The following is a 12,006-nucleotide window of genomic DNA, read 5'->3' as shown; positions in this document are numbered from 1 at the left end:
TAACTAGATCGATTATTTCAACCGCTTCTACTCAACTTTGCTATACTAGGTCGTTTTTAAAATTAGGTTATCTTTCATGGCGGCTTTATCTATTCAGGAACGCAAGCGTTTACGTCAAATTGGTCATGCACTTAATCCAGTTGTGATGATTGGTGGTCAAGGTTTAACTGAAAATGTCGTTGAGGAAACTAACCGTGCATTACACGACCACGAGCTGATTAAAATTAAAATCGCTGGTGAAGACCGTGAAGCCCGCGTTGCAGTGATTGCAGAAATTGCAGAAGTCACTGGTGCTGAAGTTGTACAGACCATTGGTAAAATTGCATTGCTGTACAAAAAAGCCAAACAACAGAACCCGAAACTTTCTAATCTTGTTCGTCACGCGCATTTATCGAAGTAATCTTTCTTTATGGCTAGCTACGAACTGAGCGCTTTTGACCGACGCTTTCAGGCAATTTCTGTGGTGGGTGCGATTGAACAAGTCAGCCCATTTAACTTAAATGTTGGTTTTTGGATTCGAGATCCAAATCAATGGATTGAATGGCCGAACTTGGTTGCAGCTCACCCGCGTCAGGATTTTCTCTGGGAAGATACCTGTTTTGAAATTTTTGTTGGGGTTAAACACGAAGACTTTTATCGTGAAATTAACCTGTCACCGTCGCAAGCTTGGCAAGCCTATCAATTTGAAGAGTATCGCTACCCTGAAGATATGCCGCCACTTGCAGCGTACGATATTGAGCTGAATCAGCTGAAACGCACACATTATGGCTTGAATATTAGTCTCGATTTCACTGAATTTATGCTACAGCATAAATTAAAATGGTCTGACTTGTTTGTTGGTTTAACTGCTGTCTTGAAAACCTCCCAAGGCGAACAGTTTTATGCCATGCAACATAGCAGCCCTCAGGCAGATTTCCACAATAAGCGCGACTGGTTACACCAGTTCTAAAAAAATACGTCACCGTTTAGCACAGCACGGTGACGTATTTTTTGCTGACGACTTATCTTATAGGTTAGTTTGAAGATGCTTCTTTACTGGCAACTTTGTTCCATGCTTCAAGGGTATGTTCTTTAGAGCGTTTAAACGTTTCGGTTAACTGGTCTTTATGTTTCACTGAAATTTGACTGACATCATCTTTCAGCTCCTTACCGAATTTTGTTAGATCTTCAATCACTGCATTGACTTCTGTTTTCACAAAATCTTTAAGTTCTGTTATGTCTTTTTGTGAAAAATTTAACTGTGATTTAAGGCTTTCAATGCGTTGTACTACATCTTCTTTAAGCTGACGAATTTGATCTTGCACGGTCGCATTCAGCTGCTTCGCTTCTTCAGCGACCTTTTCTTCAGCTTCTGTAACAGCTTCTGCTACCTGCTTTTTCGCTTGCTTGGCAACTTTTTCAAGCTTTTCTGAACTTTCCGTGACAACTTCTTTCAAGGTATCAGCGGCTTCGGTTGGTTTTTTTTCTACTGTCATGATGGGCTACCTATTGTTATGTCTAAGAAGGGTTACAGCTTAGCTTGGATGGATAAATTTTAGACGTTGATTTGTCAGACAATTCTTAATTACTTACATTTTACAATTTGCTCAACAAAACAACTTTCAGAAAAAAGCAAGCCTTTTATAATTTTATTGTTGAGTTTTGGCGTGGACTTTTCAGGTGTTGATGCGTATAATGCGCTGTTAAGTTACAAGCGAGCAGACACAAGGGAGGGTAGGTTTTTTTATAGCCTTCCTTTTTTTTCGTCTACTCGCTTTTTTACAGCCCTATTTTTGTGGTTTTAGTTCAGGAGCTTTGGTTTGAGCATCCCCGCCATTTTAGCCCTTGCCGACGGTACAATCTTTAAAGGTACGTCTATCGGTGCAACGGGAAGTACGACAGGTGAAGTCGTTTTCAACACAGCCATGACTGGCTATCAAGAAATTTTGACCGACCCAAGTTATGCACAACAACTTGTGACATTAACTTATCCGCATATTGGTAATACCGGTTGTAACTCTGAAGATGCAGAGTCTGGCCGTATTCATAAAGTGTGGGCCAACGGTTTAATTATCCGTGACCTTCCTTTATTGCATAGCAACTTCCGTGCAGAACAATCTTTAGGTGAATACCTTGTAGAGCACAATGTTGTTGCGATTGCAGATATCGATACCCGTAAATTAACCCGCATTTTACGTGCCAAAGGTGCGCAAAATGGTTGTATTCTCGCTGGCGAAAATATTACTGAAGAAGAGGCTTTAGCAAAAGCTCGTGCATTCGGCGGCTTGAATGGTTTAGACCTTGCAAAAGAATGTTGTGATCCTGAAGGATTTGAATGGACTGAAGGCTCATGGGTTCTTGGTCAAGGCTTTACTCAACCTGAACACAAATTCCATGTTGTAGCGTACGACTACGGTGTCAAAACCAACATCTTACGTATGCTCGCAGACCGCGGTTGTAAATTGACGGTGGTCCCTGCACAAACTCCAGCAGAAAAAGTACTCGCGCTGAATCCAGATGGCGTGTTCTTATCGAATGGTCCTGGTGACCCTGCTGCGTGTGACTATGCCATTGAAGCTGTAAAAACAATCGTAGATACCACTGATTTACCAGTATTTGGTATCTGTTTAGGTCACCAAATTCTTGCTCTTGCTTCAGGTGCAAAAACTGTGAAAATGCCTCATGGCCATCACGGTGCAAACCACCCTGTGCAAAACATTGAAGATGGGACTGTGATGATTACTTCTCAGAACCATGGCTTTGCTGTAGAAGCAGAAACTTTACCTGCAAACATGAAAGCAACGCATAAATCATTGTTTGACGGTACCCTACAAGGGATTCACCGTACAGACAAGCCAGCGTTCAGCTTCCAAGGTCACCCTGAAGCAAGCCCAGGTCCACATGACTGTGCCCCATTGTTCGATCATTTCATCGAACTTATTGAAGCATCTAAGAAGTAATTAAGGAGCGAAATAATGCCTAAACGTACGGATATTAAAAGCATCTTAATTATCGGTGCTGGTCCGATTGTGATTGGTCAAGCCTGTGAGTTTGACTATTCAGGTGCGCAAGCATGTAAAGCCCTTCGCGAAGAAGGCTACCGTGTTATTTTGGTGAACTCTAACCCAGCAACCATTATGACCGACCCATCAATGGCGGATGCAACGTATATTGAGCCAATTACTTGGCAAACTGTTGCTGCCATTATTGAGAAGGAACGCCCAGATGCAGTTCTTCCGACAATGGGTGGTCAAACTGCATTGAACTGTGCCCTTGCACTTGATGAGCATGGCATTTTAGAAAAATTCAATGTTGAATTGATTGGTGCAACCAAAGAAGCTATCGAAAAAGCGGAAGACCGTAAACTTTTCGATATCGCGATGCGTAAAATTGGTCTTGAATGTCCAAAAGCTGACATTGCAGAGTCAATGGAACAAGCTTTAGAAATTCAAGCACGCTTTGGCTTCCCTGTGATTATCCGTCCTTCATTCACCATGGGTGGTTCAGGTGGCGGTATTGCATATAACAAAGAAGAATTTATCGAAATCTGTGAACGTGGTTTCGATCTTTCTCCAACTAAACAATTATTGATTGATGAATCTCTAATTGGTTGGAAAGAATATGAGATGGAAGTTGTTCGTGACAAAAACGACAACTGTATCATCGTCTGTGCGATTGAAAACTTTGACCCAATGGGCGTACACACTGGTGACTCAATCACCGTTGCTCCTGCGCAAACATTGACAGACAAAGAATACCAATTGATGCGTAATGCCTCTTTAGCAGTATTGCGTGAAATTGGTGTTGAAACGGGTGGTTCTAACGTTCAATTCGGTATTAACCCGAAAGATGGACGTATGGTCATCATCGAGATGAACCCACGTGTATCTCGTTCGTCTGCCTTAGCCTCTAAAGCAACTGGTTTCCCAATTGCAAAAATTGCAGCGAAACTTGCTGTAGGTTATACCCTTGATGAATTGAAAAATGACATCACTGGCGGTACAACTCCTGCGTCATTCGAACCTTCGATTGACTATGTTGTGACTAAGATTCCACGTTTCAACTTCGAAAAATTCCCACAAGCTGAGCCAGTATTAACAACTCAGATGAAATCTGTGGGCGAAGTGATGGCGATCGGCCGTAACTTCCAAGAATCTGTAAACAAAGCACTTCGCGGTCTTGAAGTTGGCGTTTCTGGATTCGATGAGAAAATCGAATTGGGTGCTGAAGGCGCGAAAGATAAGATCTTAAAAGAACTTAACGTTCCAGGTCCTGAGCGTATTTGGTACGTTGCGGATGCGTTCCGTCACGGCTTCACTTTAGATGAAGTGTTTGAAGCGACCAAAATCGACAAATGGTTCTTGATTCAAATTCAGGACATCGTCAAAACTGAAAATGAAATCAAAACTTTAGGTTTTGGTGATTTAACAGCTGAAAACATCCGTTCGTTCAAACGCAAAGGTTTATCTGACCTTCGCATTGCGGACTTGATGGGTATTTCACAAAAGCAATTCCGTAAGCACCGCTGGAACTTGGGTGTAACCCCAGTTTACAAACGTGTAGATACATGTGCTGCTGAGTTCGAATCTGACACAGCCTATATGTACTCAACTTATGATGAAGAGTGTGAATCTAACCCTTCAACTAAAGACAAGATCATGGTGATTGGTGGTGGTCCTAACCGTATTGGTCAAGGGATCGAGTTTGACTATTGCTGTGTACACGCGGCTCTTGCTATGCGTGAAGACGGTTACGAAACCATTATGGTGAACTGTAACCCTGAAACAGTGTCAACTGACTACGATACTTCTGATCGTTTGTACTTCGAACCGATTACGCTTGAAGATGTACTCGAAATCGTTCGTACTGAAAAGCCTAAAGGCATTATCGTTCAGTACGGCGGTCAAACTCCGTTGAAATTGGCGCGTGCTTTAGAAGAAGCTGGTGCACCAATTATCGGTACATCTCCAGATGCGATTGACCGTGCAGAAGACCGTGAACGTTTCCAACAAATGATTCAACGTCTGCAATTACGTCAACCAAACAACAGCATCGTGAAGTCTGCTGAAGAAGGTATTTCTGAAGCGGCAAAAGTGGGCTACCCACTGGTTGTTCGTCCATCTTATGTATTGGGTGGTCGTGCGATGGAAATCGTTTACAACGAAGATGAGCTTAAACGCTACCTTCGCGAAGCAGTTCAAGCATCTAATGAAGCGCCTGTATTGCTTGACCACTTCCTTGATGATGCCACTGAAGTCGATGTTGACTGCGTATCTGACGGTAAAAATGTGGTGATTGGCGGGATCATGCAGCACATTGAACAAGCAGGTATTCACTCTGGTGACTCTGCATGTTCGATTCCTCCTTACTCGCTTTCACAAGAAGTTCAAGACGAAATGCGTCGCCAAACTGTGGCTATGGCCAAAGAGCTTGGCGTAATTGGTTTGATGAACGTTCAGTTTGCAGTGAAAGGCAACGACATTTATGTACTCGAAGTGAACCCACGTGCATCACGTACCGTTCCTTTCGTTTCGAAATGTATTGGCGAATCTTTAGCGAAAGTTGCTGCACGTTGTATGGCGGGTCAGTCATTAGAATCTCAAGGTTTTACGAAAGAGATTATCCCGACTCACTTTGCTGTAAAAGAAGCTGTCTTCCCGTTCGCGAAATTCCCTGGCGTTGATCCAATGCTTGGCCCTGAGATGAAATCTACAGGTGAAGTGATGGGCGTAGGTAAAACATTTGGTGAAGCATTCTACAAAGCAGTGCTAGGTTCAAATGAACGCTTACCAGGTTTACCGACAGAAGGCGAAGTAAAACATGCATTCTTGTCTGTACGTGAATCTGACAAAAAACACATCGTTGATATTGCGAAAAAATTTGTTTCTTACGGTTTCAAACTTGTGGCTACTGGTGGTACGCATGACGTACTCAGCCAAGCAGGTTTAGCGTGTGAACGTGTAAATAAAGTTACCGAAGGCCGTCCACACATTGTAGACCGCTTGAAAAATGGTGAAATACACCTTATTGTCAATACCACTGAGGGCAAACGTGCTCAGTATGACTCAGCAATGATCCGTCGTGCTGCGTTACAAGGTAAAGTGTATTACACAACCACCATTAACGGTGCTGAAGCAGTTTGCCAAGCATTTGGAATCCAATTACCAATGGATGTATACCGTTTGCAAGATTTACAAACAGTAGGTTAATTCGTTTCCGATAAGTCCCGTCACCTTATCGGTGGCGGGCTTTTTTTTATTTTATTGACCAGTATTTTTTAATACCAACACGAGGGACAACAATGCAACGTTATCCTATGACTCCTGAAGGCAAAATCGCCTTAGAGAAAGAGTTACAGCAACTTAAATCTGTTGAACGTCCACGCATTACACAAGCAATTGCTGAAGCGCGTGAGCATGGCGATTTGAAAGAAAATGCTGAATACCATGCAGCACGTGAACAACAAGGTTTCTGTGAAGGTCGCATTCAGGATATTGAAGGCAAATTAGGTGCCTGCCAAGTGATTGATGTAAAAGAACTTGAGCAAAATGGTCGCGTTGTTTTTGGTGTAACAGTTACCATTGAAAACTTGGATACTGAAGAACAAAAAACCTATAAAATAGTGGGTGATGATGAAGCAGATTTCAAAATTAACAAGATTTCTGTGAACTCTCCAATTGCACGTGGCCTACTCGGTAAAAACGAAGGCGACGAAGCAAAAATTCAAACACCAAATGGTGAAGTAGAATACGAAATTGTAAAAGTTGAATATATCTAATCTTCTGATATTTACAGCTGTAAGAACCCCTCAATTGAGGGGTTTTTTTGTATAGAATGGGGTTAAAAACCTATTCAAAACAACGACTCAAATCATGGACAACAGAATCATTCAAGCTGGCTACTTTGCCATTGCTGGATTGTTTTTAGGAATTATCGTAGCAATTACATGGTCACTTTATATCAACAGTAGTACTAGCTCTGTGCTGATTATCCTCATGACAACAACACTTTGCTCTCTGCTCGGTTTTGTTTTTCCCAATTCGATTCAACACAGGTTCAAGTTATTTTGGAATCTGTTTCACTAACCCAGCTTAACCATCCATAACTTTAATCTAGTGCACGAGATGTGTTATCGAATAGGGAATCTTGACGCAATCCGCTATAATTCTCAGATCCATTGCTTATGATGCTCGTCATGTCTGAACCTTTGATTAACTCCCCTGTCAAACACTGGTGTGAATTTGAATTCATCGCGAAAACCGTAAAGAATCCGAATATTCACATCAAAGGGAATTATTCATATTATTCAGCGTATTGGGATCAGGGTTTTGAACGTTGTGTGGTGCGTTATTTACACGACAAGCCTTCAACGCCTGAAAAACCAATTGACCAACTTCATATTGGCAACTTTGTCTGCTTTGGAGCAGAATGCGTGATTATGATGGGCGGTAACCAACTACATCGCACTGACTGGATTTCTGCTTTTCCCTTTGATACGCGTAGTTTTGTCCCTGCGGGAGATACCATCATAGGTGATGGTTGCTGGATTGGCAGTCGTGCCATGATTATGCAAGGAGTAACTCTGGGCGAAGGGGCTGTAGTGGCGACGGGTGCTGTAGTTACTAAAGATGTCCCACCCTACGCGGTCGTGGGCGGTGTACCAGCAAAAATTATAAAATATCGCTTTCCTGAAGAAGATATTCAAAAACTGCTTGCCCTCAAACTTTATGATTTAGATGAAAAGCTGTTTTTAAAGATGCGGGAACAGTTGCAGACGGATGATGTAGATAAATTACATTCATTTTTATCATTACAAATTTAAATAATTTTCCCAACTTTCAAGTAAACCAATCACTGAATCGCCAGCATCCAAATTATATTTATAACTTCTCATAATTACATGATCAAAGGGATTCTGTTTATCTACTTCATTTATATAGTTCATTTCTTTTAAGAGCTGTGACTTATACTGTGAAAAGCACCACTCATTTTGCTCTCTTTCATTTAATTCCAGACCTTCTTCCCGTGCTATATGCTCATACACATCATACTTATAATGCCACAAATAGTTTTCAACAATTTCTGATAAGTCTTTCACTATATAATTAAAAAAGCCCTCTTGATCATCTTTATAGTTACTTATTAATTCTTTATTAAATAGAATATAAATCAAAAATTCATTTAAATCAGATGTATTGAATGTAGCGAACAACGAGAATTCGTTAATAATTTTTAATAGCTTCCTTTTTGTAATTTTTGATCTCAGATAAAGTAAAGTCGTCAGTCCTATAGCACCATTATACAAATCGGAGTTATCCAACCCTAAACTAAAAAAAATGTTTCCTACATATTTATGTGCTTCATCCATTTCATAGTTTTTAACTTTAGGTAAATTAATACTAAAATCAACAAACTTATCCAAATATTCTTCTCCTAACTTTTCATCATAGCCAAAGTTATGACAGAGAGCTTTAGAGAGTTGGGCTTTATCCATGACTAAAACAAAAACAATTTTAGGAATATCAAAAAAGTGTTTGATCCGCTCAATCAAACGAATTGCAAAATCAGGACGACAACGATCTAATTCATCAATAATAAAAACTAATGGTTTGTCTAACTTTTCAACTGTTTCAGCTAGATGTTTCTTGAATGCTTCTAAAGTTTTCTTTTCAGCTTCATGACCTGCTATTTTCTCCTGAATACTTTCTTTAATTCGATCACTCGTCTCATCTGATAATTTATCTATTTCATCCTGCGCATTTTCATAACCTTGCTGCAAGATTCCACCTAAAAAACCAGCCCCAACTAAATGAAGCCCAAGCGTTAATGCAATTTTCGGTAAAGATGGTAACAATGCAGTTCCTACAGATGCGGATAGATCTATTAATTTTTTAACCTTATTTTTGGTCTTTTTATCTTTACTTAAAGTATTTGTAATTTCTGAAGTCACAACTAAAAATGGATCGTCCAAGTAATCATTTGCAAAAGCGTCTAGATAAATCACGTTATGCTTTTCATCTTCCAGATGCTTTTGCCAGTGCCTTACAAACCACGTTTTCCCTTCTCCCCAACGCGCATCTAAAGCAAGCACGGCTCCACAATTCAGACGATCAACATAGTTAGTCAATTGAATACCTAAACGCTGACGATCCCAAAGATCACCTTCCCAAGCAACTTCAATATTATCTAAATTCGTTCTATTCCAATTTAATTGAGTTTGATCAGTCATGTATTGTTTGTTATTAATAAGTTCGCAATATCATACTATGCCTCATAAATGTGACCAAGCTTCATCCATTTAAGCACTTTTCCACATAAAAATGCCTTAACTTAGCTGTTTCATTTTTCTCACAATTTTTACCCGACTTTAGTACAACAACGCATACTTTTTCAGCAAAAAACGTGCTAAGTTAGGTAATGAAATCGACGGTTTATACAACCTTATCCTTATGAAAATACTAGGTTTTATAAAGTCAAAATTAGCGTTAGTATAAAAGCATAAACAATAATTTTGAGTCGCAACTCTCAAATATACAACTTCTAGAATGATTGTAATGACAACAAGGAGTAATACAGATGGCTTATCAAAACATTTTGGTTCCAGTGGACGGTTCAGAAACCTCTTTTGCAGCGGTGAAGCAAGCAGCAGAACTTGCCAAAGTTTTTGGCAGTAAAATTACTGTGGTTCAAGTCCTTGCTTTAGACCCATACATTGCTGCTGAATACATTACTGCAGCACAAACCAATGATCTGATTGAGCGTGCTCGTACATCTATTTTAAGTACACTTGAAGAAGCAAAAGCAAAATTCAGTGCTGAAGGTCTTGACGTTGAAACTCGTCTGCTAGAAGGACAAGTCATCCATCAAGAAATTATTAATGCCGCGAAAGACACCAATGCAGATTTAATTGTGATTGGTTCACATGGTCGTACAGGGTTGAAAAAATTATTCTTGGGCAGCGTTGCACAAAATATTTTGGGTGATACAGGCGTACCTGTTTTGGTGGTTCGTCAATAAATTAATCTATCGACTTGGTCTTACATTCAAAACTCAGCATTGGATGTAAGACCTTTTTAATCGGCTAGCGAATCTCACCCGTCCACTGATACAGTTTTAAATTTACCTTCCCTGCGACAACTGCAATATTCTCCGCTTGTAATTTCACAATTTGAAGATTATCACCCTGCGCATCGAGCTTACTTAGGCTAATTTTGCCTTGCGAATTGATCACGCGATGCCACGGCAAATCGTCTTCCACCTGCTGCAATACGCGACCAACCATACGGGCATGTTTCGGCAACCCTGCCATTTTGGCAATTTGCCCATAAGTCGCTACTTTGCCATATGGAATCAAGGCAACCACTTGCAGTATCAGCACACTCAGCTCTTGGGACGATGTTTTGGCAACTGACATCATCAAAATACCCTATTTCTTATAAATACTTAGAAGTTTTCAGGGCTTTCTAACCGCTTCACTTCTTGGACTTTTTCAGGATTATGCAGCAACGCCACACCATCTTCAGCTTTTACATCAACATAGGCATCGGGGTTGTAAATGGTAATGGTTTCATTGCCATTGGAATCTTCACCGACGATATACTGAAAGCCCTTACGATTCATTTTATGACATAAGCGCTGATACCAGCCTTTAAAACCTTGCGTTTCTTCGTGCGGATTGTAATAGAAAGCATTCATCACCGCTGGCAGTCCTAAACCACACACCAAACCCGACAACAACACACTAATAAAGGTATAGCCAATTAAGATACTGCTGTACTCACTAAGTTGAGGGATATTGGCGACAGCAAGGATTAAAGCCAAAGAAATTCCCCCACGTACTCCGCCCCAAGACAGAATTGCTAAACTACCGTTATAGCTTTTGTGGCGGAAGCTCGGGAAAAACGCAAATGCCAGATAATTGGCCGCAAAGCGCGATGCATGCAAGATAATAAAGGCAATGATTCCACCTAAAATCAGGCTTACACTTAAATCAAGAATAAACAGTTCAAGCCCAATCAGGGTAAATAAAAATGAATTGATAATCCCTTCCACGGTGTGCCAAAAATGGTTCACTTCTCTAATTTCACGTTCTTGCAGGATTTCTTTCCATTTATTACCCACAATCAAGCCACCAATTACACAAGCAATTGGTGCAGAAGCATGGGCAAATAAAGCCACCAAGTAAGAGCCACATGCCAGTAAAGCCGTGGTTAAAATCAGAGACTCCATTTCATGCTTGCCACGCAGCAAACGTAGAATGGCCAAACCAAAGCCCCAGCCAATAATGATGGCCACGACAATTTCGTAAAGTAAGGTTTGTAATGTTCCAATTAAAGTGAAGTGCTCGCCTTGTAGTACATTGAGTAAGGTCATGAACAAGGCAATACACATAGCATCATTAAATAAAGACTCTCCTTCCAATTTCACCATTAAATGATGCGGTGCGCGAACTGAACTTAACACGCCTTTAATCCCAATCGGATCGGTTGCCCCCAAGGCAGCCCCTAAAAGCAGTAACACCAATAAATCGACATGCTGTCCCACCAAAAATTGATAGCCATATAGCGCCACACCGAAGAAAACTGCGCAGAGTACTAATGCAATACTGGCTAAGATACTGATTGGTTTCCAGTAGCTGCGTAAATCGGAGACCTTAAATTTCAGCGCGGAAGAAGTCAAAATGAAACAAATGACCCCATTGATGAGGAAGTCATAAAAATCGATATGTCTGACCGCATTTTCAATATTGTGGATATTAATAGTAATGAACTGATTACCACTGAGCAGGCTGGCCCCCCATTGCAAAATAAACACGAAAATTGCAGAAACAATCGGCACACCTATCGCTTGCGGGAAGCCTAAAATTCGCTTGTTAAAAATCGTGGTTGCAATCGATAGCGCAAAAACAACAGTAAAGATTTGAAGGAATAAGAAATTACCCATGCGAGTTCCGATGCTAACAATGGAGTCATATCAAGCGCATGAACTCAAGGCTTTTCGAATTCAGTAACGGCTTAAATACTTTTT

The 12,006-nt window shown here is 40.6% G+C and carries 11 protein-coding genes; 7 read left to right on the top strand and 4 right to left on the bottom strand.

Annotated elements, in window-relative coordinates; genetic code table 11:
- The first annotated feature begins 76 nt into the window (after nucleotides 1-76).
- Together yhbY and AC6CHI_RS00820 are read left to right on the top strand one after the other, a co-directional pair.
- Entirely contained in the window at nucleotides 77-400 is a 324-nt protein-coding gene (yhbY, locus tag AC6CHI_RS00825) for a ribosome assembly RNA-binding protein YhbY (protein WP_458890925.1), read from the top strand.
- Between the two features lie 9 nt (nucleotides 401-409).
- Nucleotides 410-949 (top strand): DOMON-like domain-containing protein, encoded by a 540-nt coding sequence (locus tag AC6CHI_RS00820; protein WP_498119063.1) that lies wholly within the window; start codon nucleotides 410-412, stop codon nucleotides 947-949.
- A gap of 64 nt (nucleotides 950-1,013) precedes the next feature.
- Here the strand turns inward: AC6CHI_RS00820 and AC6CHI_RS00815 are convergent, their stop codons facing one another.
- Complete coding sequence (locus AC6CHI_RS00815; protein WP_498119062.1) at nucleotides 1,014-1,475, bottom strand: hypothetical protein; 462 nt, start codon at nucleotides 1,473-1,475, stop codon at nucleotides 1,014-1,016.
- A gap of 324 nt (nucleotides 1,476-1,799) precedes the next feature.
- Between AC6CHI_RS00815 and carA the strand changes: the two genes are divergently transcribed.
- The 4 genes from carA to AC6CHI_RS00795 all read left to right on the top strand — a co-directional run bounded on the left by carA (nucleotide 1,800) and on the right by AC6CHI_RS00795 (nucleotide 7,801).
- A complete protein-coding gene (gene carA, locus AC6CHI_RS00810) occupies nucleotides 1,800-2,939 on the top strand; it encodes a glutamine-hydrolyzing carbamoyl-phosphate synthase small subunit (RefSeq protein ID WP_458890928.1) in 1,140 nt (379 codons plus the stop codon).
- 15 nt (nucleotides 2,940-2,954) lie between these two features.
- Nucleotides 2,955-6,188: a carbamoyl-phosphate synthase large subunit gene (gene carB / locus AC6CHI_RS00805; protein WP_498119061.1), complete on the top strand. Its 3,234-nt coding sequence runs from the start codon at nucleotides 2,955-2,957 to the stop codon at nucleotides 6,186-6,188.
- 92 nt (nucleotides 6,189-6,280) lie between these two features.
- A complete protein-coding gene (gene greA, locus AC6CHI_RS00800) occupies nucleotides 6,281-6,757 on the top strand; it encodes a transcription elongation factor GreA (RefSeq protein WP_458890930.1) in 477 nt (158 codons plus the stop codon).
- A gap of 417 nt (nucleotides 6,758-7,174) precedes the next feature.
- On the top strand, nucleotides 7,175-7,801 hold the full coding sequence (locus AC6CHI_RS00795; RefSeq protein ID WP_498119060.1) for a CatB-related O-acetyltransferase: 627 nt from the start codon (nucleotides 7,175-7,177) through the stop codon (nucleotides 7,799-7,801).
- On the opposite strand, the gene AC6CHI_RS00790 is transcribed toward AC6CHI_RS00795, so the two are convergent.
- Nucleotides 7,790-9,208 carry a KAP family P-loop NTPase fold protein gene (locus AC6CHI_RS00790; protein WP_498119059.1) on the bottom strand — a complete coding sequence of 473 codons (1,419 nt, stop codon included), beginning with the start codon at nucleotides 9,206-9,208 and terminating at the stop codon, nucleotides 7,790-7,792. The genes AC6CHI_RS00795 and AC6CHI_RS00790 overlap by 12 nt on opposite strands.
- A gap of 347 nt (nucleotides 9,209-9,555) precedes the next feature.
- On the opposite strand from AC6CHI_RS00790, the gene AC6CHI_RS00785 reads away from it, so the two are divergent.
- A complete protein-coding gene (locus AC6CHI_RS00785) occupies nucleotides 9,556-9,996 on the top strand; it encodes a universal stress protein (protein WP_498119058.1) in 441 nt (146 codons plus the stop codon).
- A 64-nt stretch (nucleotides 9,997-10,060) separates the two neighbouring features.
- Here AC6CHI_RS00785 and AC6CHI_RS00780 read toward each other — a convergent pair whose 3' ends face one another.
- Together AC6CHI_RS00780 and AC6CHI_RS00775 are read right to left on the bottom strand one after the other, a co-directional pair.
- Nucleotides 10,061-10,396, bottom strand: coding sequence for an MGMT family protein (locus AC6CHI_RS00780; protein WP_458890934.1), 336 nt, complete (start codon nucleotides 10,394-10,396; stop codon nucleotides 10,061-10,063).
- A gap of 26 nt (nucleotides 10,397-10,422) precedes the next feature.
- A complete protein-coding gene (locus tag AC6CHI_RS00775; protein WP_498119057.1) occupies nucleotides 10,423-11,922 on the bottom strand; it encodes a cation:proton antiporter in 1,500 nt (499 codons plus the stop codon).
- Between the last annotated feature and the right edge of the window lie 84 nt (nucleotides 11,923-12,006).

The sequence above is a fragment of the Acinetobacter sp. GQ146 genome (genome assembly GCF_059758585.1).
This window is presented reverse-complemented; position numbering and strand designations above follow the sequence as displayed.